This is a genomic window from Pseudoalteromonas luteoviolacea, assembly GCF_001696455.1.
In the GTDB taxonomy this organism is placed as follows: Bacteria; Pseudomonadota; Gammaproteobacteria; order Enterobacterales; family Alteromonadaceae; genus Pseudoalteromonas; species Pseudoalteromonas luteoviolacea_C.
The window spans coordinates 176,890-200,853 of record NZ_MAUJ01000004.1 but is presented as its reverse complement, the minus strand read 5'-3'; the positions used below and the strand labels follow the sequence as shown (position 1 = coordinate 200,853).

The following is a 23,964-nucleotide window of genomic DNA, read 5'->3' as shown; positions in this document are numbered from 1 at the left end:
CATACGCTTCTTAGTTGCCAATCATTAATAATGCGATGTGTTTGATCTACAGTGGTGTCAACGTCGTCTATGCCACACCCTTTAAGCAGAGATCACACTTAATCTGGATTAGAAGGCACAAAGTTAACGCATGTATTTTATCAACAAACAGGCAAAGCAACAGCGACGCTGCACTTTGCCATTCATTCGTGAAGAGCGCGATTAAACGGGTGACCGCACTCAGCCTGTCACTTTATCGAGCCCACAACAGCCCCCAACGGGTCCCGTTTGCCTGAGCTAGGTAACTGCATCGTGATGAGCCAAGTGAAGTGGGTCTATACACGCCGTGCGCCAGCCAACAAGAATGATTTCCGGCATGAATATCACGCTGCCAACCCACAACATTGGTGTTATTTCTATCAATGTTAATCAAACAATGTGTGAACGTCGTGCCAGTAGCTTGATAGGTTGCTCGGCAATCCGGCAACGGTGTATTTTTCTGCTTTTCTTGCTGATCTAAATAACCCCATGTGTAACGTACCATTTCTAGCTCAGCTTCGCTCATTGCTGTTTGGTATGCATTTCTGCAGCTCGCAAAGTCACATGCAACCTGCTCTTTTATATCTCTGAAAGACCCCATTGAGCCTTGATATAAACCTGTAGCAGGGTTTGTCGGCGTTGTATCTGGTTGAGGCGCATATTCACTGATGTATTGCTTTCCGCCGGGCTCTGACTTGCTGTAAGTCCCAATGAGCGTCCAGCCGCCCTCGTCTGTTTCCATATCGCAATAGGCTTCAAATTGTTCATGCGCACCAGCGCCATCTGGATCTATGGTATAAATACCCGACAATGCCTCAGGGTTTTCACTTAGGATTTGTGCACAGTTAATCGGCACTGATACATCTGCTGATTTAGTATCTAGCCTAAAATCACCTGCATCATTGTTTGGTCCATACCATGTACCTTGGTACCCCTGCTGCTCGCTTCCGTGACCGAGAAAATAAATGCGACTGCCTGCTTTAGCAATTGAAAATTGGATTCGTTGCACCACACCAGAGCCGAGCTCAAACGTGTTAGGGTGTTCAAGCTCACCCTGAATCACAGCCGTATCTGGAGACGCGCTGTCAACGGCGTTAAATTGATTGGCATGTCTTGTTATCGTCAGTTTCTGTACTTGCGCAGCACTCGGCTCAAGTACACCATTTAACTGAGTATCGGTATGTAATTCCCACTGAGTATTCGAGGCGAGCGTTGAAGTTGAAAGCGTGGCTAAAATTAGCGCGGTTAATTGGGTCATGATAGTCCTTTTTATCATTGTTAAATCACCACGATGATGGCATACACTGTCATGAATTCAATAATATAATATGCTTATAATTCTTTAATTTAGTGATAATTAAAACCAAATCACCAATCACATTGCTTTACTTTTTCAAACCAAGGCCGGTTGAATCGAACGGGTTTTGAGGTGGTCCTTTTAGGTAAAACAACATCCATTGCGCCAGCGAGATGCAGCCTCACTAATGCCCTAATCCTGTCGTCATCAAGTTGCTCAAATGCAGATAAAAGCGTGGTTTTTTCTTGTTCACTGAGCGGATCACCCTGCATATGTTTGAAACGTGTATTTAACCACATTAGGAGCGATTGCTTAGCCGTATTTGGAAAAGCTTGGGCCAGTGTTTCTGTCGGTTGGTATAATCTTTGAAAATTAATCCATTGCTGCTGGATCACAAACACAAACAATAAATTGACCCCAGCAGAGATTTGCCCCGAACGTTTGTCCACATTTTGATAACCCGCAAGTGCTGCCCTAAAGTGCTGCTCAGCCAATGTAATATTGCCTTCTTCTAGGGCTATCATACCTTGGTTATTTTCGATAATTGCGAGCAGGTTTTTTCTGTCTGCTAAGCGCGCCATCTTTTTTGCCTTCACATAGAGCGACTTCGCTTTTTCCAAGTCATTTAACTGCCTAGCCAGCAATGCGAGGCTATTGGTCAGAGTCAGTCGCTGTCTATCATTTATGGCGTACTTGTATGAACACTCAAAGCTTAGTTGCGCATCCTGTAGATAATCATGCTTACGTAGCCATATTCCAGTCCCACTCGTAATAGACACCAGTTTGTCGATAAAATAAGGGTGCTTTTGGTGGTGAAATACCACTTCTAAAGAATCTATAAGTAACTTCGAGTCACCGGTGGGGACTGCTGCACGCATTGCAGCAATATGCCATCGTACTTGTTGCGCGTTTGTCATAGCATGGATATGTGGAATGGCATTAAGAATCGTCAGTGAACGAGATGGATCTATACGCAGGTAATCTTCCGCTTCTTTAATTTTATCATCAATGGTGGCGGCAGTTGTACTGTTACAAATTAGCCCAAGCAACAAAACAAACCCAGCTAACCGCACACGACCTCTCCAACAAATGTTCTCTCCTACACTATAGATAGCAATTTCATATTATTCAAAACTCACTGATGGGTGCCTTTGCGTTTTTGTTCAACAACCTGAGCTTCCTTGTCAGCTTGATATAACCAAGCGATCAACACCAAAATGGGTAAGTTTTTAGTCACAGGCCCAAAGGGGTGAAGCCAAAAAGAGGCATCGATAAATGTCAACAATATGCTGTAGGTACAGATGGTTACAATTTGAACGAGACAGCAAAATCCAAGCGCATAACGCGTGATAAGCCATCCCCCTAGAACAATATCAAGTACCCCGCCCCCATACACTGCTATTTGGGCAAGCACACCGGTTATCTGCGCCCGTGCCAAAATCTCAAATCCAACTTCAGGGGCAAAAAATATCGAAGTTAACCCAGTAAAAATCCATACCAAAGCCAAAGAGTAACAGGCCATGTCAAAAATGGGTTTCATATTTATCCACATAAATTAAACGACCGAGAGCGGTTTAAAGACCATCAGCCAAAAGATGACTAATATCGCGACGAACGCGGGAATGCCTAGAAGAGTCCATATCCGCATCAAAGATTTAAACTCTTTCGAAACGTGATTTTTGTTTGCATCTAGCTGCGCTAAATCGCGCAAACGATACTGAATTTTTAGCACTGGTAACCAACACACTCCAATCAAGGTAAATAACCCTGCCACTGCATAAAACCAATCAGAATCAAACGAATAACCAAGTAAATGCATCAGGTACACACCACTAACCACTTGTGTGATTACAGCAGGGGTTGTGAACAGCCAGTCACCCAAAACAACCAGCTTTGTTGTAATATAGATTGCTTGCGGATTGTTCGAGCGGTTTGCCATAAACATAAAGAAGGCAATCCCTGCGCCTGTTCCTGTCACAACAACCGCAGCCAATATATGAATGAGTTTGGCAACAAAATAAGGTTCCATCACGGCCTTACCTCCGTTTGAGCATAAATGCCATACGCTGCAAAGTATGCGTCAAAATCAGCCAGCTCGAACAACCCAACGCATGGCATAGCGCCATGTTTCATGATATCGCCTGACAGTAGTTTTTTCGCAATGATAATGGCCGACAGGGTTGGAATGTAAGGCCCTTGACCGCCTGGTGCATATAATCGCCAAATTAATTCCTTATGCGCCCTTGCGGCTCCTGAAATACGCACCTCCATTGCGCCAATATCACTGCCAAAAGGCAACAATACATTGCTCATTGAGCTGATCAGTTTTGCATAAGGAGCCCAGTTTTTTACCCACCCACGCTTAGCCAACATCGCCATAAAAACCATACCCCAATGTAGTATCGGCAACTCTAACCCCGCCTGAAAGGAGACTCTCTCAGTGACCTTGTAGCGCTCAGGAAAAATCAACAGGTCCGGGACATCCACATTGGCTAGCCCTCGTTTTTTGGCTATGCCGCCAAAGTCATTTACTTTTGCGTCCATCCAACCGTACGCGGGTTGCCACCGGCCCTCATTAAACGCCTGAAAGGGGTGACCCGTATAAGACAAAATTGCGGCAATCGTCGCCAGACCTCGTTCCGCTTGGTTGCCCGGAGCGATGGCAATATCTATGCTATTGATGGTCTCGAACCCAGACAGGTAATGCTCGATAACGGCTGAAGAGAGCCCTGGTACAGAACTCGCACCGCTGACGACTAACACATTATGCGCTTTGGCTGCTGAGTTTAGTTGAGTGATGTCACAAACAAATTGCCTATCATCGGCAAGGTCAATGTAATGGGCATGGGCATCAATACAGGCTTGAGGAACGCCATGCCCCTGACCTTGAAAGGGTCCCCCGGTATGAATGACTAAAAATGGCGAACGCTGTTGCAGTTGATGTGCGAAGTCAACAGCGAAAATATCGATTTGCCACGCTTCAAGTGTGGCTTTTGCCATTGTGCTTAAGCTATCTACACATGCTTGCGCCTTGGACAAATTTCTTCCAGCGATGACAAGATGAACGGCCCCCTCTTCAGCAAGGGCCATCGCCACCCTTTTCCCGAAATTGCCATACCCTCCCAGTATTACCACCGTTTTCATCGCCTTTACTCCTTCATTGTTAAAAGGCTTTGTTTAGCGATAAATATCCTTCAAATACAAGGTGATTACCAGCATTTTTTCATGCTAGTAATCATTATTTATAAGTGACCAACTCGAAGTTAAATCACACATCAAAGGGAACCTCTCAGTGTGTTTAAGCGTTTCTGCCAGCCATCACCCCGCCATCGATATCCCAATTGGCCCCAGTCACCCATTGAGTACTGTCACTGAGTAAGTAAGCAATTGTTTGCGCAACTTCACGTGCCTCGCCAATACGGCCTATTGGGTGGAAATTATCAAATCCACTTAACGTTTCTTCGATATCTTGAGGTTCAATAAAAGCGCCATAAATTGGGGTTTTGACGACCGCAGGAGACACCGCGTTAACACGGATGTTATGCGCAGCTAATTCCATTGCGAGATGTTGAGTCAATGAATGTAAGCCTGCTTTTGCCATAGAATATGCTGAGGAAGGTGTGGCACCAATGGCTTGTTTTGCCCACATAGATCCAATATTTACGATACTGCCACCGCCATGGGCAATCATATTGTGCGCAACTGATTGGGTGATGAGAAACAAGGCTCGATTCAATTCATGGTAGCGATCAAAATCTGCGCTACTGTGATCTAAAAACGCCAATGGTGAAAAATACCCTGCGGCATTGACTAAATAACGGATTTCTTCACCCGATTGCGACAGCGATACAATGTAATCTTGCACGGCTTGGCGGTTGTATAGATCCAGTTGAACGCTTGTCACATCGCCCTGAGATTTGAGTGTCTGCTCTGCACTTTTTAATTTATCCGCATTATTTGCAACTATCGTCACGGGTACATTGTGGTTGAGTAAAATTTTTGCTGTTTCAAAGCCCATGCCACTTGAGCCACCCACTATCAAAGCGCGACCAGATTTTGTAAAGTTCATTTGTTCACCTACAGAGTTTGTTGATTCGTGATAATATTAGGCATAGGCGAACTTACTGAATAGTAAGTACAAATTGGTAAGCTAGGTACTTTTTGGTACATATTTATGAATACTAAAGCAAAAAAAATTTCACAGAAAATTGCCCCCAGCCAAAGTGCGCGTATGGTTGAAACAATTTACGGATGCAAATGGTCTCTTACGGTCTACCAACTGTTACAAGAAGGTATCAATCGACCGGGAGAAATGGTGCGGGCAGTCGATGGACTTAGCACAAAAGTGCTTAACCAGTGCCTCAAGCGCAACGTCGAGTTTGGTATTTTAAACAAAGTCAGTTTTAACGAGCTACCGCCCCGAGTTGAATATCAAGTTACCGAGCTTGGAGAGCAGTTTTTAGCCATATTGGCACAACTAGAGGCACTCCAAAAGCACATTGATACACGAGATTAAAGACGCTCGCTGATTGTCACAGTAGAATTATTAAACATTTTATAAATCAGAAAAAATCCTCCCAACTCATATTGCAATTGCTTAAATTGCAGCTAGACTTGCCTTGATTTTAATCAGGACAAGGAGTCATTTAATGACGCTTAAAACTACGGGAAAGGTTTTAGCTGTTCTTTCTCTCACTACTCTTACTGCGTGCATGAGCACCTCTTCAGGCCCTTACTTAAAAAGCTCAATCTCTGAAGGCGTTGGGCCATTAGAGGTCCGTGCACCTTATGCAAATTACGTCAATTACTATGGCTATGTCGATGCAAGTGTAAAACCTGAAGGCAAGTACAAAGGTAAAGATACCTACTACTTATACGCTTGGGTGCCCGCAGCTGTTGACGAAATTGGTATTTCCATGCAATCGCCGGTCGAATCTAAACCTACGGATAAAGACTTTGTGCACAACAACTTCGCGCCAGGTATGGAAAAAGACAAAGCCAAGTTTTTTGACACCTATATCGTATTTGATCGCATGAACATCATTGATAGCAGCAAAATTGCAAAAGGCGGCAAAGTACTGCAGCCATTGGGGTACAATGATGACACGCGTGAGTTACCAGCAAACCCAAGTGGTTCGTACTATAACTCATTGTTGAGACAAACAACCAACCTCAACAACCCAACTGAGTCGCTAGTCAGGGGCGTTTATCGTATTTCATTTACGTCTTTTCGTTCTCAGGTTGAAGGCTCATTCGAAGCAACGATTGGCACCAATATTCCGGGTGTAAAAATCGCCGCTTCATTAGAAGAGTTACACAACTTAGTGAACGCTGGAAACTTATAAAGCACGGCAGTGGCAATCGTTGATTGCCACTTTTCTCGGTTTGTTGTCTAAAACAACGCTTTAAGAATGTTACTGATTTTGGGCAGCCACATCATCATACCTGCTGCGATAACGCCAATGAAAGTGATGAGCGTGCCAAAACAAGCCAGCGCGGCAATGCCCCACTTGACGCTGTCTCTACGCTGCTTTTTACCCCATAAAATAACTTCATAGATTGCCATCGGCAGTAAGAAAGACGCAAAGGAAAGCGCAATATCAGCAGGCCCATCTAGCGTTAGCGTATTGCCGTTCATACCTTGATTGACTATGTACCAGCCCATCAGGTACAGACGGAAAGTCCACACCCCATTGACCAATAAAAAACTATGTACAGCAAAACGCTGGTGTTGCGCAAAACGCTTTTTCACAGCCGCTTGCCAAGCAAAATAAATCGCAACTGGGATCAAGATGCCATTTACTGTCACACCTATCGAGCCAATATCACTGAGTCTATGCCCTGTTATCCAAGTCAAATATAACCCTGTAAATGCCCCCATAAGCCCCAGTGTAAAAAACATCCGTCCATTGTAACGATGAAACTTAGGAAATCGCGTTCTCACATTTGGGATTAATTGCAATAAGCCACTCATGGCCATTAAAATTGCAGGTAGTACATGGGCAAAAAACATCGTCGAGTTTAAGTCAATATTACTATTCAACCCCTGCGAAGGAGACACCATTTGTGCCTTTTCAATCGCACCGAACATCAAAGGCAGTGCATACAAACTCAAAATATACATTGCAAAAAACCACTGCCCAGCCAAAGCCACGACGACCCAAGTTTTAATTGCGCCACTCAGGGTATTATCCGCGTTGAACGACAAGCTCCTAAGTTTATTTACAGTTAAAGAAATCATTCTAGCCCCTATGTAATTTATTGATTTAATTACTAAGGTGCCAATAAAAAATCTATTCGTCGCACCGAATTTGAAATTCGGCACACTCTTTTTAGTAAAGATTTCTTACAAAGCTAAATTGAGCAAGGGGTGGGTTTTCATTACCATAGTACAGGTCTAATTTATGCGGATTTTTTATGCAACCTGATCACGCTCATTACATACTGCTCGCAGTCAGCCTGACTTTATTGTTGGCGCAATTAACTGTCCGTGAAAAACACAGTGCACATATATTGTTTGCGATTTTTTGCGGTTCGGTCTCTATGGTGGCACTGAAACAGCTTTCGAGTGGCACACTCGGCCCTTACCAATACTTGATTGGTATGGCTACTTGCGCCACTTGCAATTGTATTTGGTTATTTTCGCGTGCCTTATTTAGAGAAAAGAACCCGTTCGGCTTGCGCCATATTGCGGTTGCCCTAACGATTGCAGCACTTGTTATGATCCAACAGGGTTATTTATTTGCAACGCACCACTGGACACTGAGTCCTTCTTGGCTTCCGGTATTTAGTCATTTGCTTCGAGAAGCAACGGTTTTGTTGTCTTCCTGTATTTTAGTTTTATCATTCTGGGAGTCTTTACGAGGCTTCCAACACGCTCAAACAACTGACCGACAGCAACGCATCTTATTTATGGTGGCCTTTGGATGTGCGGTATTGGCTAGCAAGAGTGCAAAAGGTATCTTTGCTTCACAACCAGAAGTTCTCGCCAGTATCATGTCAGGCATAACCTTATGTGTATTGGTCAGCCTTCAATTTCTTTTATATTGGCGTTCTAATACGGTCAGTGATACGCATAAAAGCGCAAAGGGTACACCACCATTTTCTCAACCAGAGTTAAGCGATTCATCACAAAACACATTCATTGACGGCGATATAAAACTTGCCAAACAAGTACAGGCTCTGCTCATAGAGCAGCGCTATTTCTTACAGCCGAACCTCAAAGTCGCGGATCTCGCGCGTGAGTTAGAAATACCGGAGTACAAAGTCAGCAAGGCATTGCGCACCCAATTGCAGGCAAAGAATTTTAATCAGTTCATCAATACACTGCGGGTTGAATACGCTAAAGGCATGTTAACAGACCCTGAAAAACAGCATTGGCCGGTGTTAGTTATCGGCCTTGAATGCGGGTTTGCTTCTGTTGGCCCTTTTACCCGCGCTTTTAAATTATACACGGGCAAAACACCAAACCAATATCGGCGCCTCACGCTTTCAAATCAGCGCTGTACATAAATCAATGCGTACTTTTGGTACTCGTCTACCGTCGAAATTGTCCAATGTAGCCGCGTACAAAGCTGTGTGGAAAATGCGCCATGGATATTTCGTCACATACTGGTTCATAGCCATAAGAGCGCACACTTTCTATTTCAGATTTGATAGCTGATTCTGTCACGAGCGGATAAATCGTATCTAAAATGCGGTTACCTGCCGCGCTATCCTGATTGCAGCCTGCATAAAATGCTTGGTAGAGCACGGCATAATGGTCTCCTTTTTCTGCTGCCGTATTTACAAGGCGTTCGCCTCGGTTCCCCTGCAACAAAACGCCTAAAATAAATTGAGCACGTCTATCTGCGCGCGCTTTCATCAGATATTCCAAAATCATTTGAGATTTGTGTATTGAGCGAGGAAACCCTCTAGTATAGCTACCTAATTCGTTAAACTTATAACCACTAAAGTAGGCGTGGGCATATAAAAGTGCTTGGCTCGTCGTTAATTGAGACAACACATCTTCTGTTACCTCTATCCCCTTCAGTGTAGGTCGTTGCTGCTGAGCTTGTTCGACAGAGGCGGCTTTCGCGCTTTGAAGTTGATGATTAAAAATGACATACATGAATGTGATGCCGTAGGTCACACCAAGTGCTAAAGTACTCGCAAAAATGACGGCTGCAAAGCCTTTAATGTTCGTGCCTTTTTTAGGGTAACGATCCTCATATATTAGATGTTTGAAAGCCTCACTTAACTCAAGAGGCATACTTAATTTAGCAAAGTAATTAGCTGCTACACATCCAGAAAAGAAGAGGCCAATCAATATGCTGACAGACATGCGCTCACTGACGACGATTTGCATATACCAAGCAACCCACGCTGTCACCGCATATACCATGCACGCTATCGTAGCAAACCAATCGTGATATCCTCGTCCAAAAAAACGTACAAATTGACCGATGATAGCACCGCTAACAGGGAACATCATGAAACTCAGTTTTGGGTTAAACAAATAAAGTTGAAACCAAATAGCGATAGAAATAGCCGCCCCTATAACACTCCCTAGGGCTGCCCCCATAAACTCTTGCTTATCCAGCCGTTCTTCTACTTGTCTCACTTCCTCTTCAAATGAAACCATAACTTGACCCACATCTACTGATTTACAACCCATAAAATGTACGCAAGTTTTAAACTAATGCAACGTTTTGCACGACTTAGTATCGAGCGGTAAAAAAAAGATAAATAAGTTCATATTACCACCCCCAGTTAAAATTAATAAATTCATATAAATTAATATATTAAAAATAAATGAGAGCCTTATTTATCACGCTTCCCAGCGCTTATAAGCACTTCAGAAAATGTCATATTTTTGGAACTAACTTGCCATTTTTTCTTAGCTTAATTGTCTTTTTTCCCTTCTATAGTAGCCGCTCAAAAATCAAAAAAGAGAAGGGATTATGAAAACTAAGTTACTGCCGCTGGCCGTTTTATGTGGCACCTCAGTGCTACTTTCCGGGTGCTTTAATTCAGATGACAATAAAGTAGAAGTTAAACCACCAGCGCCGACGCAAGGAACTGATAAGCCAGATCCAGTGCCAACACCGCCACCTGAGCCAGAGCCAGAGCCGGATCCTGAGCCCGGCCCGCAGGTCGGCACAAAATTACAGTTACGTTTACTTGAAACCACCGATCTTCACGCCAATGTACTTAACTTTAACTACTTTTCAGACAAGCAAGACGATAAGGTAGGTTTGGTCAAAACGGCGGCTTTGATCCACCAAGCGCGTGAAGAGGCAACAAACTCAGTCTTAGTTGATAACGGAGATCTAATACAGGGTAGTCCACTTGGAGATTACATTGCCAAAATCAAAAACCTAGCTGAAGGTGAAGTGCACCCAATTTATAAAGCAATGAATACGCTGGACTATGATGTTGCAAATATTGGCAACCACGAGTTTAACTTTGGCCTAGAGTTTTTACACGAAGCCATTGATGATGCCAACTTCCCTTATATTTCTGCCAATGTATTTAAATATGATGGTGATGATGACGAAACCAATGACGTGCCGCTCTTCGCTCCCTATTTAATTCAAGAAAAAATATTCAAAGACATTGATGGTGAAGAGCAAACAATTAAAGTGGGTTATATTGGCTTTGTGCCGCCGCAAATCATGCAGTGGGACAAAGCTAACCTAGAAAATAAAGTCATCGCCAAAGACATCATCGCCATGGCCAATAAATATGTCCCTAAAATGAAAGAAGAAGGCGCTGATATCGTTGTCGCGATTCCGCATTCGGGCTTAGATACCTCTGATCATACTGAGAAAAAAGAAAATGCCAGTTATCACCTTTCAAAAGTTGAGGGCATTGACGCCATTATGTTTGGCCACGCACATGCGAACTTCCCAAGCGCTCGCTATGCGGGTATGGAAGACAAAGGCATTGACCTAGAAAAAGGCACCATTAACGGCGTGGCTGCGGTTATGCCAGGGTTCTGGGGGAATCATTTAGGGGTCATTGATTTAACGCTCACATATCAAGAGAGTGGCTGGCAAGTCACTGACTCTCAATCAACATTGAAGCCCATTTTTGAGCAAGATGCTGATAGAAATGTCATTTCTTTGGTGACTAACGACGCAACAATCGAAGCGGCGACCCATGATGATCATGAAGAAACTCGTACTTGGGTTAATAAACCTTTCGCAAAAGTCACGAGTCAGGTAAATAGCTTCTTTGCACTCGTCAACGACGACCCGTCGATTCAAATTGTTACCGATGCACAGACTTGGTATACCCAAAAAATCGTGCAAGGGACTGAACTTTCTGAGTTACCGATCTTATCTGCTGGCGCACCATTTAGAGCGGGTCGCGGTGGCGCTGACGATTATACTTATATTGCTCAGGGCGACATCGCATACCGCAATGTTGCTGATTTATACATATATCCTAACGTACTAAAAGTTCTAAAACTCAACGGCGCACAAGTCAAAGAATGGTTAGAAATGTCCGCTGGGCAGTTTAATCAAATCGACCCTCAAAGCGAAGAAATGCAGTCTCTAATCAACCCTGACTTTCCTTCTTATAACTTTGATGTCATCGATGGTGTCACCTATCATATCGATATTACCCAACCAGCTCGCTACACGAGTAAAGGTGAAAAAGCGTCTGACGGTCAACGTATCGTCGCTTTGCAATATCAAGGCAAGCCTGTTGCGGATGACCAGTTATTCTTGGTCGTGACAAATAATTACAGAGCTTCAGGCGGCGGTAGCTTCCCGAATATCGGCGCGGATAAAATCGTGGTCGACTCCCCGGATGAGAATCGCCAAGTTGTTGCTAACTACATCACATACCAAAGTGAGCAAAATGACGGTAAAGGACTGGATCCGTCTGCAGACATGAACTGGTCATTTGCCCACATTGATAATGCGCAGATCCAATTCACAAGCTCCAACAGTGATGAAGCCAAAGCATACAGTGAACAATTTGAGCATATCGAGCCACTGAATGAAACCAACGAAGCTGGATTCGCGCTCTATAAGCTAAAACTGACTCAACCACAAAACTAATAACACAAGACTCTACCTATTTTGGTGTGCAATTCATTTATTGCACACCATTGCCACCCATTGGCAGCTATTTAGGAAGTTGGCTGCCAAAAATAAACCATTACAACGGGAATTGAAAAAATGACAGTGAACAAACTGACCTTATCAGTATTGCTCGGTGCAGGCTTGCTTGCTCAAAGTAGCTTTGCACTTGCCGCAGCATATGATTGGAATAACACAGCACCAGTAAAGGTGCCATCTGCTGCCAATAATAATGGTAAGACCGTTTACTTTGACGTCTCACACGGCGGCGTAGAAGGTAACGCTGACTGGGTAATCGACGGCGCATTCTCCGATTTTGCCGATGCGCTAGTTCAAGAGGGCTATACCGTTAAGGAATACCGCGGTGTAGATTTGAATAATGATGGCCGTATTCGTTTCTACGACGATCGCACCAATGGTAGCAATACCAACGAAGCGATTATTACCTATGACGCGATTAAAAACTCGGATGTATTTGTACTGGCCGAAACCAACCGTCCTTTTACACTCGCAGAGCAAGCTGCCCTAGAACAATATATTGCAAGTGGTAAAGGCATCTTCTTCATTGCCGATCACTACGATGCAGACCGTAACCTGAACACATGGGATGCCACGGAAGTTTTCAATGGCTACAACCGCTCGGACCTCAGCAAATACAACATGGGCGGCGCCTATGGTGATTGGCGTAACCCAAAAGCTGCGAATGCAGGTTGGTTAGTTGAAAACTTCGGGATTCGTTTTCGCTTCAACGGTGTTGATTACAAACAGGGTGTGAGCGGTGTTGAACCTAGCTCGCAAACTGAAGGGATCACCCAAGGGGTAGATCCTATTTTGATGGCAGCAGGCGCAACATTGGCCATCGTAGACCCGCAAAAAGCGAAGGGCCTAGTCTATTTTTCTGAGACCGACACACCAGTAAAGTGGCGTCATGCCAAAGACCAAGGTTTGTATTTTGGTGGTAAAGCAGAAGGCCCTTATGCCGCGATTGCCAAGTCGGGCGCAGGAAAAGCTGCATTCATCGGTGATTCTTCACCAATTGAAGATGCAACACCAAAATATCGCCGTCAAGACAACGGCAACACCAAAAGAACATACCCCGGATGGACAGATCCAGGCCATGCTTCTGTGCTTGCCGTAAATATTATTAACTGGTTAGCGACACCTGAAAGCTATCAGTATTTCGACGGTCAGAATGGTCACTACAGCGGTTTTTTCACCCCTACACCTATGGCATCTCAGGAGATGTCTGATCCAAACAATGGTCAACCTTGGGGCACTCCTGCATCAGGTTTTAACCCTTGGGACACAGACACTTATAAAAACAACTCTTTCAATGCACCCTATGGCGATGGTCAAACTAACCCAGACCCGGATCCAGATCCGACCCCAACTCCGGGCAATGCAATCTCAGTAACGGATGCATTAGCAGCTGCACAAAATACCCCTGTTGTTGTCGTGGGTAAAGTAACTGCCGCTATCAATGGGATCTATGGATTGGAGTTAAGCGACCTTAACAACCCTACAACCCATATTTATGTGAAGCTTGAGAGCAACCAAAGAGCGGACTTCAACCCACAGTTGAACCCTGCGATCCTTAATAAAAACATCATTGTCACGGGTAAACGCAATAGCTATATGGGTGAGCCAGGGATCCGTTATGTGACAGATCTACAGATTGCACCTGCGTACATGTCTGTTGAGCAGGCGCTTGCAACAGCACAAGGTGAAGCAATTGAGCTTACTGGGCGTGTTAAATCTGGCCTAAACAGTATTTATGCGCTCATTCTTGAAGACTTGAACGACCCGAGTTTCACCATCAATATCAAGCTTGAAAGTAGCCAACGTGCGCAGTTCAGCCCACAACTGAACCCAGACATTTTAAATGCCACATTAGTTATCAAAGGTGTAAGAGATAGCTACATGAGTCAACCGGGCGTTCGCCAAGTATCTAGCATTACCCTTTCATCGGGCAATGGCAATGGCAACCCTGATCAAGGCAGTGATCTGTCGGTGTCTGATGTATTGGCATTGAATAACGGCCAACCAGTTGTTGTAAGCGGTACTATCACCGCAGCAATCAATAACAAGTACGCACTGGAGCTAACGGATCCCAACAATGCAGGCAACAAACTTTATATTAAGCTTGAGTCATCTCAGCGAGATACATTTAGTCCCTTACTTAACCCTGAACTGATTGGTAAACGCCTTCGTGTTGAGGGAATTAAAAACGACTATATGAGTCATCCAGGTGTGCGCAGTGTAAGCAATTTAACCCTGTTAAATTAATCTGCGATATTTTCTAAAGCCAAAAGGAACCACGTTCCTTTTGGCTTTCTATTGTTACCGACTCTTTATCGCTTGAAATGGTGTTTCAGAGAAGTTCACATACAAATTCATCACTGTATCCCCTTGATCATTAGTCACAAACTTCATATATGCTGTGCTTTGATCAAAAAACAGCGTCTCTGAGGAAGCTGGCGTGAGTGCTGCAATATAACCATCTCCTTCTTGCGTATATAACTTGCCATCGTGGTACTCAACTCGACGCACAGCGCCACTTTCAAACTGATATGCACCTTCAAACGCTTTCAATTGCGATGATGTTAAATGGGCTTCCTTATAGCTTGGGCTAGGTATATCAAGCGCTTTTGCAACCAGACGTTGCGTCAATGCCTGTGGGTTTCGATTTGTGGAATTAGCAAGCACAGCAACATAAAGCTCTTTCTCAGGGATGTACACTGCATCAGACACAAAACCGTGAATACCACCAGCATGACCAATGGCCTGATACTCTCCGATAGTGGTGGTAACCAAACCATAGCCGTAACTTGATTTGCTACCGTCATTCAAAGTCACTGGCGCTATCATCTGTTGATAGCTTTGTTCACTGATCAATGAACCGTTCGCAAGCGCCGTATACCAGATATTTAAATCGAATACATTAGATGACAACGCGCCTGCAGCATGGGGCCAAACCATATCGATATACCCTGCATTCACATACCCTTCGGCGCTTAGCTCATACCCAGATACATGGTGCTTGATAATTTGGCGACCTGCATAGTGACTATTATTCATACCTAATTTGTCAAAGATATGTTCGTCGATAAAGTCCGCGTAAGATTGGCCACTGGTGACTTCGATGATTTTACCTAGCAGCACATAGCCGGTATTTGAATAAGCCATCGCATCACCGGGTTGGAACTTCATTGGGTGGACGGCAAACCTTGCTAAAATTTCGTCAAGTGTTGCAGGTGCCTGAATTTCTTTTAGCATCAACTCCCTGTCTTCGGTGTAATTGGCAAGACCCGAAGTATGGGTTAGCAACTGCTCGATGGTAATAACGTGCCCTTCGGTTGGAAAATCCGGCACATACTTATGGATATCATCATGTACTGAAAGCTTGCCTCGCTCCTGCAAGATCATGATTGCGGCGGCGGTAAATTGCTTAGAGATAGACCCTATTTTAAACACATTTTTGGCTTTAAGTGGCACGTTCAATTCAAGATTTGCACTGCCAATGGCCTTTTTAAAAATAACCTCACCTTCTTGACTGATAAGTGCAACCGCACCGGGCTGCTTCTTGGAAAGTTCATTTTTAAGGACCGCACGATACTGCGCTTTATGTGCCTTTGAATCACTGGCAAATACGCTAGTAGCACCAAACAACATGGTCGTAGACACCACAGCAGCAATTATAGACATTTTCATTTTCTTTCCTTGTTTTGATTGGGATTACAATTATTCCATCACGCGCCTCCTCTATTGCCTAGTCAAAAAGTGTACAACACTGTTACAAATCCTTTCTATCTGTGTGCTTGTGTAACAAGCTCAAACACTTGTATGAAATACGTTTAGTTTTGAATGTTAATACTAAAATTGACACACAAGAATGAGGGTAATCTCAATTAAATTGAATTTTTTCACCCCTTTTTTGTTGGCGCTGCGTTATACCCATACTAGAACTAAAAAAATCTGCGCAGCTATCCATAAGGAGTGCCCATAATGAGTAAAAAACGTCAACTTGCGATGCAACCTAGTGCCAATGTGGATATGAACCCGATGCTTGATATCGTCTTTATTCTGCTTATCTTTTTTATCGTTACAGCGAGTTTTTCTAAAGAACCTGTACTGGATATCAGTAAGCAAGACAAAGCCGCTCGCTCGCTCACGCCGACACTGACACCACAAATCAATATTGATGACAAAAATCAAATTTTTCTAAACGGAAGGCAAATCGATGTGGATGCCATCGCCATTAACATCGCCAGAGTGGCAGCCAAAGGCGAGATCACTTCGATCGGATTGAAGGCCCATGCACAAAGTGAGCACAACACCTTAGTTCAGGTGCTGGATGCGGTAAAATCTCAAACCAGTGCGCCGGTTTCCTTGGCAAGCATTTAAGCAATTAAACGGCCACGGTTTAGTATGCGCTAAACCGTGGCGTGCAAATTAAGGCTGAATATGCACTAGGTTTTCGTTTTCAATTTCGCCACGTAAATTAACATACACATCTAGGCGTGCGAAAAATGCCTGAGCGTTTGGTGTAATAGGCTCAACCACAGTGTAAAACGCAAAATTTAAACCCGCTACAACTTGTTGCTGAGCTGCCAAAATGTCGTATTTAACCCCGATCATAGACTCAATTTTCTCTGCGGTTTGGCGCTCGGCATCACTAAAATCATGACGAAGCGCAACAGAATCAAATGAGCCAATAGGTGGCACTAATACTGGCTCACTGAAGACCCGATCTTTAAGCTCAGTGTATTGATCTCCTTGCTGATTTATCACAATCAGTTCTAAGCGATTAACCTGTGGAATGCCCGGTGCAACCACAGGTGAAACAAAGCAGTAAAACGCATAGTTTGTGCCATTGACGACTTGTGATTGACCAGCTAATGGCTTGATATCAACGCCTACACGTTGATTAATATGCTCAAATGCGCTGATATATTCCTTATCAAAATCCTGTGCTAAAACGACTGGACCATACCCACCTAACATGCGATTTGCTTGAGACATAACGTTTTCCTTTTATCTCTTTAAGTGAACAGCACACTGGAAATCAGTGTGCCTTGAATTTGGTTCCAAGTGTAGACACCGTTTCAGCACTTATCGGTATCAGGTTAGTATCAGTTTGGCATCAACCAAGATGAGAATAAACACGGTGCTGTGCAACATCTCTGACAGTACCGTACACTTTCAAAAACACCCCTTTATTTTGCGTGATTGGCGAAGTGATTAAGTCATTGCTAGTCTTACTTACCTCTTGTAAGGAGACCTAACAATGGATGGCCGAGTACAGTTAAACAGTCAAAGATTGAAACAATTACGCCGGGATTTGGGGTTAAGCCAAGAAAAGCTCGCATGTGCATGCCAAGAGCGCGCCTTATGTGTTTCAATTGCCACTTTAAAGCGTGCAGAATGCGGGTATCGTGTTTACCATCGCACAGCCAGACAGCTTGCTTTATTCTATCAAATTCCAATAAAAGAATTGCTTAGCGACGCGCCAATTTGAGTTAAATGCTGTAGAAGCAAATTGAGTTTTAGTGTGATAAGTACAATGTGATTTCGCACCAACGCGCCCCAAGACTCCTCTCTCAGCCTCTAAACTTAGCTGCAAAACCACTCAGTGGTTGAATCGATTTGTAACAAAATGGTGGTTTTCAAAGCGCCTCATTTCCCCTACTCTGAGTAAAACCAAAAACAAGGAGACAGCGATGAAAGAATTACAAAAACTCGTAGGAAGCCTCAATAAATCTGGCGCATTAAATGGATTTTTAGGTGGGGTTGCTGGCGGTGGATTGACCTCGTTGCTGGGCAGTAAAAAGGGAAAAAAAACCGGTAAAAAAGCCGTAAAATATGGCACATTGGCAGCCGTTGGGGGGCTGGCGTGGAAAGCATACAAACAGTATTCAGAGCAAAGTCAGGCATCCAATCAGCAAAGAGACAGCGCAGCCTATGACCAAGCCATGACTGGGCGCAGTAGACCTAATCGCACATTCGACTTTACACCCGCCAAAATGCCCGAGCAAAGCTTTGAGGAAGTTGCTGAAAATGAAGAGGGTTCTGGCCAGTTAATTATAATGCGTGCCATGATTGCAGCAGCCTATGCCGATGGCCACATCGATGAAATTGAACGACAAAAAATATTTGCCCAGGTCGAGACTATGGCGTTAAGCGTTACTGAAAAAGCAATGCTGTTTGACGAGCTAAGAAAACCAATGAGTTTAACCGAACTAGTCCAAGCGGTGCCCAATGCACAGACTGGCATAGAGGTATATGCCGCCAGTGCCAGTGCCATTGACTTACATCAGAGCGTATCACAGCAATATTTGCAGGCACTTGCTCAACAACTTTGCTTACCCAGAGAGCTGGTACAGTCCATTCATCAAGAGCTTGCAGCTGTGCAGTAATCTATTTAGCAATGGCCCAAACAGATAGACCGACACCACATAAAAAAGGCGTGCTCTCTATTACTCATATTTGCTTAACCGAGTGCTGAGAGAAACACGCCTTGGTGTGGTTGGCTCACACGCTTAATATAGTGCGAGGTGTTTTTTCTTACTCGGGTAAAAAGCGCAAATATCGCGTTAAAGCGCGGGTTCGAGCCAGTCAATTTATCTTCAAACCCATTTTCAAAAAGGTGCAGTGGTTCAACTTGTAATACCTTGCATCTCATTTGGCATATTTGTTTAGACCCTATGCCTAAACAGATCTTGAGCAAACAACTATGGCTTTTTAACCAACTTTGGTTTTTTACGATTTGGATAACAAGTGGTACAAATTGGACATACCGTGCCGTCGCAGCCTCTTGCAGTACAAAAGTCACGACCGTAATAAATAATCTGCAAGTGTAAGTCATTCCAACACGCTTCAGGGAACAGGCGTTTCAAGTCTTTCTCTGTTTGAGTCACATTTTTACCATTGGTTAATCCCCAACGTTGAGCTAACCGGTGAATATGGGTATCGACAGGAAACGAGGGCACACCAAAAGCCTGCGCCATGACAACCCCCGCGGTCTTATGGCCAACACCGGGTAAAGTCTCGAGTGCATCCATATCTGTGGGTACAATACCGTCGTAGTCAGCAACCAATATTTCCGAAAGCTTTTTAATCGCCTTTGATTTTTGAGGCGATAAGCCGCAAGGACGAATAATTTCTTGAATAGCTTCAACAGGCTGCTGCGCCATATCAAACGGGTTATCGGCTAACTGCCACAGGGAAGGTGTCACCTTATTCACGCGCTCATCAGTACATTGCGCTGACAATAAAACAGCCACCAGTAAGGTATAGGGATCTTTGTGATCAAGTGGAATGGGCGGGTTTGGATAACGCGTTTGCAATTCATCAAGAATATATGCGACACGCTCCGCTTTGAGTAAGTTTTTTGCAGGCACGAAATTCTACCTTTAATCGATGTCTTTAAGCAATGCGCACTAATGTACACTGACGTTCAGAGAACGTCAGCATATTAATTGCAGTATCGACTGTATTTACACGCCTAAGAATTGCCCGAGCGCAATAAAGAATGGGACATTAATTAAAACATTAAATGGGAATGTGATCCCGAGTGATGCGGTGATAGACATACCCGCATTTGCTTCTGGCAAGCTTTCTTTCATTGCCGCAGGTACTGCAATATAAGAAGCGCTTGCGCCAAGCACGGCCATCAGCGCAATTCCACCGGCACTTAAGCCTAGTAGTAACGCCAAACCTGTACCAGCCAACCCTCCAAGCATGGGCATTAAGATTGCAAAACTAATCAAAAACACGCTGTTCTTCTTTAAGCTGCCTAACTGCTCTCCTGCTACCAAACCCATTTTGAGTAAAAACAAGGCGAGAATGCCAGGGAACAATACCACAAAAAATGGGGTTAACTTTTGCACACTTTCACCACCGGCAAAACCAATGATTAAACTGCCAACCATCAACAAAATACTTTGATTTGCAACTAACTCTTTTTTAATAAAGGCGCGATTGATAATTTTGAAATTGCCTTTAGCCAATACCAACCCAACTACAATGGCCGGCATTTCAAGCAATACAACAAATAGCGGGAAATACGCTTCATAATTAATTTTATTGGCCTCAAGCAGTGCCACTGCGACCGCATAAGTTGCGACACTCACAGAACCGTAATGTGCAGCAATTGCACCTGCATTAGTCTTGTCCAACTGACCAAAATATCTCAGTAACGGATACGCCAAAAGTGGTAATAACAAACCAAAACCAACCACAGCAACTGACATCAGCAACAAAGAAGCATCAACATGCTGCTGCAATGCGATGCCACCTTTTAGGCCGATGGCTATCATCAAAAACATACTTAAGGATTTGTATAGGCCATCTGAAAATGGAATTTTAGCGCCCAGTAATTGCGCAACAATACCGAGCACAAAAAATGCAACTACCGCGTCTATCATTTACGACTTTACCTCTGTTGAATAAGGTGTCGCCTCCTTAGCGGTTGAGACATTGAAGTTATGTATACCCGCAGCAACTAACAAAGAAAGCGCAAGAATAATAAACCCTAGGGCACTTGAACCAATCTGCACACTGAAATAAGAAAAGGCCAAAAGACAAAAACTCGTTATAAACGGCAACGCCAGATTTTTAAATGTCATACACTTCTCCTCGCTATTTTTGAGGATTTTACAAAAATACAAATATAGATAAAAATAGATAGTAACTATGCAATGCATAGGTAAAAATCTAACAAACCCACCTGTGAGGAATTATGGCATCCAGATTACATGCGCATATCGGCACATTTAGGCAGCTAGAGATCCTGTTGGCATTGTACGAAGGTGGCAGTGTAAAGGCCGCTGCTGAAAAGCTTTTCTTAACGCAACCCACGGTATCAATGCAGTTGAAAAAGCTGGCTGAAGCCATCGACTTTCCACTCTATCAACAAGTTGGCAAACAATTGAAGTTTACCGATGCAGGGCTCGCAACAGTTGAAACAGCCAAACAAATCTTGCAACGCTGCGAAGAGTTAGACATGCACCTGTCAAACTTACGAGGACTTAAATCAGGCACTTTGAGGCTCTCTAGTGTCACCACGGCAAAATACTTTATTCCCCATTTGTTAGGGCCTTTTTGCGAGCGCTATCCAGGTATTGATATTCAATTTACCGTTGCAAATAGACAACAAGTTATTGAACGATTAGAACAAGGCTTAGATGATTTTTATGTTTTCAGTCACTTACCTGAAGGTCTTGATCTCGAGGTGATTGAATTTATGTCTAATGATTTAGTGGCCATTGCACCTGCGTCTCACCCATTTAGTAATCAGCAATGCGTCACACTCACAGAGTTCTGCCAAGAAGATTTCTTAATCCGTGAATCAGGCTCAGGTACGCGCTATGCAACAGAAGCTTTTTTCCACAATAAGGACGTAAAACCAAATATAAAAATGACGATCGCCAGTAACGAAGCCATCATTCACTCAGTATTATCAAAACTGGGCGTGTCCATTCTTTCTTCACACACACTCGCTTTTGGTGAAATACACGATGTAAAAGTCATCAATGTTGAATCTCTGCCTATTCGCTCAAAATGGTCGTTTTCATGGACTAAACGTAAAGTGCAATCACCCATTGCAAACGTCTTTCTCAACTATGTTGAAACAGAGGGCAGAGACATCATGCAAAAAGCGATTAAACTTTAACTCACCCAATAGAACATTATTTATTCAAATTTTGAAAGATAGTTGTGCAATGCTAGGTCTGTGTTTCACAGGCCCCCTTTCCTTTAGAGGTTAGATATGAATGATGTATTCAAATTAGTAACTCTCAGCGCTGTACTCTCCTTAACTGGCTGTGGAGGTAGCAGCAGTAGTGACACGAACACACCAGCGGCTTCTGAAAATGCGACCACGCCAACAACGCCCACAACGCCACCAGCGGCATCAAGCAGTGCAACATATGAACTGACATTCACCCGTACTTGGGACGCGCAATCTTTTCCAACCAATTATCCTAGTGGTACCCACTTTTCTCCGGTCGTCGGACTTACACATAACGCCGAGGGGCGTATATTTCAGCGCGGAGAGTCAGCATCAGCGGGTATAGTGAGTATGGCTGAGACAGGGTCAAAAACCGCACTGAAAGAAGAAATCAGCAATATTCAAAATCAAGGCTATTCTAACTACCTTATCGACGAGTCAGGCATATCCACCAACTCTCAAAGTGTCAGTATGACATTCGAAGCGAGCCAAGACTTTCCATTGCTCAGCGTCGTCTCCATGGTTGCCCCTAGCCCCGATTGGTTTATTGGAATCGATAGCCTCTCCCTATTCAATGATAACCAGTGGCTAAGTGAACAGACCATCCAATTGAAAGTGTATGATGCAGGCAGTGACAGCGGCACTACGTTTTCAGCTGCAAACCTTGCAACTGAGCCACAAGGTACAATCACTTTACTGAGTAGCGCTCGCAGTGATACCGATTTTGCGGAAGGGGTCCATTTTCAAAATGCTGACAACATTGGCTTTATCACTATAAAGCTGATGGAGTAATTAAGTATTAGCCATGCTCGAATAAGCATGGCTTACCCCGCTTTGAGCGACGAGGCCATGGCATCTTTTATCAGTTGACGTAACCAAGTGTTTTTGTCATCTCGTTCTTTGTGGCTAAACCACAACATGGAAATGTCAAAATCAGCCACAGATATGGGTGGCGAAAAGTATTCGAGTTCATTACTATCGCATGCTATCTCAGCCATTTTTTGCGGCACAATCGCAATTAAACGCCGTTGCTTCAACAAAAACTGAATAGTTAAAAAATTACGAGTTGCCACGGTCACTTTACGAGACAAACCAATATCTTGAAGCGTTTTATCAACCTGTGTTGTAAGCTGGCCATCTGGGCTAACTAATGCATGCTCAATCTTTGCAAACTGCGCGATACTCAACCCTTTTTTAAAATCGATCATCTTAGGGTCGGCCACACATACGTGGCGCTCGGTATAAAGGTATTCTCGGTGAAATGAGTGGTGTAACTCAGGCATACTGCCGATAATGACATCTAACTTCTCTTGCTCAGCTAATGCAATGTAATTGCTGCGATTAACATTGAGAAAACTCACCTGTGCACAAGGTGCTTGTTGACGGATCGCATCATAAACCAACGGGGCAAAAATAACCTCTGCGTAGTCAGTCAAACCAATACGGCATACACCCTGATACTGATTTGGCTCAAAGGTTGCTGTTGTTAAAAGATCATGTGTCACAGAATCGAGTATTTGATTCACCGTTGGTGCAAGCACATGGGCCAGTTCTGTCGGCACCATTTTATGACCTTGACGCTCAAACAGGGTGTCATCGAATAAACGCCGTAAACGCGCCAAACTATGGCTCATAGCAGATTGGCTCACACAGCTTTTTTCAGCGGCACTGCTCACACTCTCATATCGATATAAATATGCAAAGGCTACCAATAAATTTAAGTCTATGTTTCGCCATTGAAAATCTGAGAAGCTCACAACAATCCTATTTTATTCATAGATATAATAAATACTATTAATTTGATTAATTATAATCCATTTTTTAACCTATACGCACAATTAAAA

The 23,964-nt window shown here is 43.7% G+C and carries 24 protein-coding genes; 10 read left to right on the top strand and 14 right to left on the bottom strand.

Annotated elements, in window-relative coordinates:
- Window positions 1-232: 232 nt before the first annotated feature.
- The 6 genes from A7985_RS13865 to A7985_RS13840 form a co-directional block, all read right to left on the bottom strand.
- The gene (locus A7985_RS13865; protein ID WP_065791057.1) at window positions 233-1,276 is read right to left on the bottom strand and encodes a fibrinogen-like YCDxxxxGGGW domain-containing protein; all 1,044 of its coding nucleotides are present in this window, start codon (window positions 1,274-1,276) and stop codon (window positions 233-235) included.
- Between the two features lie 110 nt (window positions 1,277-1,386).
- Window positions 1,387-2,388, bottom strand: coding sequence for a tetratricopeptide repeat protein (locus tag A7985_RS13860; RefSeq protein WP_065791055.1), 1,002 nt, complete (start codon window positions 2,386-2,388; stop codon window positions 1,387-1,389).
- Between the two features lie 62 nt (window positions 2,389-2,450).
- Window positions 2,451-2,855: a DoxX-like family protein gene (locus A7985_RS13855; protein ID WP_081310574.1), complete on the bottom strand. Its 405-nt coding sequence runs from the start codon at window positions 2,853-2,855 to the stop codon at window positions 2,451-2,453.
- Window positions 2,856-2,870: 15 nt separating this feature from the next.
- Complete coding sequence (locus tag A7985_RS13850; RefSeq protein ID WP_065791053.1) at window positions 2,871-3,344, bottom strand: DUF2269 family protein; 474 nt, start codon at window positions 3,342-3,344, stop codon at window positions 2,871-2,873.
- Window positions 3,344-4,459, bottom strand: a complete 1,116-nt coding sequence (locus A7985_RS13845; protein WP_065791052.1) for a saccharopine dehydrogenase family protein — start codon at window positions 4,457-4,459, stop codon at window positions 3,344-3,346. Before A7985_RS13845 ends, A7985_RS13850 begins: the two co-directional genes overlap by 1 nt.
- Before the next feature lie 154 nt (window positions 4,460-4,613).
- Entirely contained in the window at window positions 4,614-5,384 is a 771-nt protein-coding gene (locus A7985_RS13840; protein WP_065791051.1) for an SDR family NAD(P)-dependent oxidoreductase, read from the bottom strand.
- Between the two features lie 105 nt (window positions 5,385-5,489).
- Here A7985_RS13840 and A7985_RS13835 point away from each other — a divergent pair, with 105 nt between their 5' ends.
- Window positions 5,490-5,831: a winged helix-turn-helix transcriptional regulator gene (locus A7985_RS13835; RefSeq protein ID WP_065791050.1), complete on the top strand. Its 342-nt coding sequence runs from the start codon at window positions 5,490-5,492 to the stop codon at window positions 5,829-5,831.
- Window positions 5,832-5,964: 133 nt separating this feature from the next.
- Window positions 5,965-6,660 carry a LipL32 family surface lipoprotein gene (locus tag A7985_RS13830; protein ID WP_065791049.1) on the top strand — a complete coding sequence of 232 codons (696 nt, stop codon included), beginning with the start codon at window positions 5,965-5,967 and terminating at the stop codon, window positions 6,658-6,660.
- A gap of 47 nt (window positions 6,661-6,707) precedes the next feature.
- Here A7985_RS13830 and A7985_RS13825 read toward each other — a convergent pair whose 3' ends face one another.
- The gene (locus A7985_RS13825; protein WP_065791048.1) at window positions 6,708-7,556 is read right to left on the bottom strand and encodes a DUF2306 domain-containing protein; all 849 of its coding nucleotides are present in this window, start codon (window positions 7,554-7,556) and stop codon (window positions 6,708-6,710) included.
- A gap of 176 nt (window positions 7,557-7,732) precedes the next feature.
- On the opposite strand from A7985_RS13825, the gene A7985_RS13820 reads away from it, so the two are divergent.
- Entirely contained in the window at window positions 7,733-8,827 is a 1,095-nt protein-coding gene (locus A7985_RS13820) for a helix-turn-helix domain-containing protein (RefSeq protein ID WP_065791047.1), read from the top strand.
- 25 nt (window positions 8,828-8,852) lie between these two features.
- On the opposite strand, the gene A7985_RS13815 is transcribed toward A7985_RS13820, so the two are convergent.
- Window positions 8,853-9,971, bottom strand: a complete 1,119-nt coding sequence (locus A7985_RS13815) for a hypothetical protein (protein WP_065791046.1) — start codon at window positions 9,969-9,971, stop codon at window positions 8,853-8,855.
- 286 nt (window positions 9,972-10,257) lie between these two features.
- Here A7985_RS13815 and A7985_RS13810 point away from each other — a divergent pair, with 286 nt between their 5' ends.
- On the top strand, window positions 10,258-12,369 hold the full coding sequence (locus A7985_RS13810) for a bifunctional 2',3'-cyclic-nucleotide 2'-phosphodiesterase/3'-nucleotidase (RefSeq protein WP_081310573.1): 2,112 nt from the start codon (window positions 10,258-10,260) through the stop codon (window positions 12,367-12,369).
- Window positions 12,370-12,489: 120 nt separating this feature from the next.
- Window positions 12,490-14,676 carry a DUF6359 domain-containing protein gene (locus A7985_RS13805; protein WP_065791045.1) on the top strand — a complete coding sequence of 729 codons (2,187 nt, stop codon included), beginning with the start codon at window positions 12,490-12,492 and terminating at the stop codon, window positions 14,674-14,676.
- Window positions 14,677-14,730: 54 nt separating this feature from the next.
- Here A7985_RS13805 and A7985_RS13800 read toward each other — a convergent pair whose 3' ends face one another.
- Complete coding sequence (locus A7985_RS13800) at window positions 14,731-16,101, bottom strand: serine hydrolase domain-containing protein (protein ID WP_065791044.1); 1,371 nt, start codon at window positions 16,099-16,101, stop codon at window positions 14,731-14,733.
- A 294-nt stretch (window positions 16,102-16,395) separates the two neighbouring features.
- On the opposite strand from A7985_RS13800, the gene A7985_RS13795 reads away from it, so the two are divergent.
- Window positions 16,396-16,794, top strand: a complete 399-nt coding sequence (locus A7985_RS13795) for an ExbD/TolR family protein (RefSeq protein WP_065791043.1) — start codon at window positions 16,396-16,398, stop codon at window positions 16,792-16,794.
- A gap of 48 nt (window positions 16,795-16,842) precedes the next feature.
- On the opposite strand, the gene A7985_RS13790 is transcribed toward A7985_RS13795, so the two are convergent.
- Window positions 16,843-17,412, bottom strand: a complete 570-nt coding sequence (locus tag A7985_RS13790) for a hypothetical protein (RefSeq protein ID WP_065791042.1) — start codon at window positions 17,410-17,412, stop codon at window positions 16,843-16,845.
- Between the two features lie 265 nt (window positions 17,413-17,677).
- Between A7985_RS13790 and A7985_RS13785 the strand changes: the two genes are divergently transcribed.
- Entirely contained in the window at window positions 17,678-17,908 is a 231-nt protein-coding gene (locus A7985_RS13785; protein ID WP_063374763.1) for a helix-turn-helix domain-containing protein, read from the top strand.
- A gap of 202 nt (window positions 17,909-18,110) precedes the next feature.
- On the top strand, window positions 18,111-18,806 hold the full coding sequence (locus A7985_RS13780) for a tellurite resistance TerB family protein (RefSeq protein WP_065791041.1): 696 nt from the start codon (window positions 18,111-18,113) through the stop codon (window positions 18,804-18,806).
- 315 nt (window positions 18,807-19,121) lie between these two features.
- Here A7985_RS13780 and nth read toward each other — a convergent pair whose 3' ends face one another.
- The 3 genes from nth to A7985_RS13760 form a co-directional block, all read right to left on the bottom strand.
- Window positions 19,122-19,790 carry an endonuclease III gene (gene nth / locus A7985_RS13770; protein WP_065791039.1) on the bottom strand — a complete coding sequence of 223 codons (669 nt, stop codon included), beginning with the start codon at window positions 19,788-19,790 and terminating at the stop codon, window positions 19,122-19,124.
- Window positions 19,791-19,886: 96 nt separating this feature from the next.
- A complete protein-coding gene (locus A7985_RS13765) occupies window positions 19,887-20,816 on the bottom strand; it encodes a sodium-dependent bicarbonate transport family permease (protein WP_065791038.1) in 930 nt (309 codons plus the stop codon).
- Window positions 20,817-21,017: a hypothetical protein gene (locus tag A7985_RS13760; protein WP_065791037.1), complete on the bottom strand. Its 201-nt coding sequence runs from the start codon at window positions 21,015-21,017 to the stop codon at window positions 20,817-20,819.
- 113 nt (window positions 21,018-21,130) lie between these two features.
- Here A7985_RS13760 and A7985_RS13755 point away from each other — a divergent pair, with 113 nt between their 5' ends.
- Entirely contained in the window at window positions 21,131-22,063 is a 933-nt protein-coding gene (locus A7985_RS13755) for a LysR family transcriptional regulator (protein ID WP_065791036.1), read from the top strand.
- Window positions 22,064-22,159: 96 nt separating this feature from the next.
- Window positions 22,160-22,912, top strand: coding sequence for a spondin domain-containing protein (locus tag A7985_RS13750; RefSeq protein WP_065791035.1), 753 nt, complete (start codon window positions 22,160-22,162; stop codon window positions 22,910-22,912).
- 32 nt (window positions 22,913-22,944) lie between these two features.
- Here the strand turns inward: A7985_RS13750 and A7985_RS13745 are convergent, their stop codons facing one another.
- The gene (locus A7985_RS13745) at window positions 22,945-23,877 is read right to left on the bottom strand and encodes a LysR family transcriptional regulator (RefSeq protein ID WP_065791034.1); all 933 of its coding nucleotides are present in this window, start codon (window positions 23,875-23,877) and stop codon (window positions 22,945-22,947) included.
- Between the last annotated feature and the right edge of the window lie 87 nt (window positions 23,878-23,964).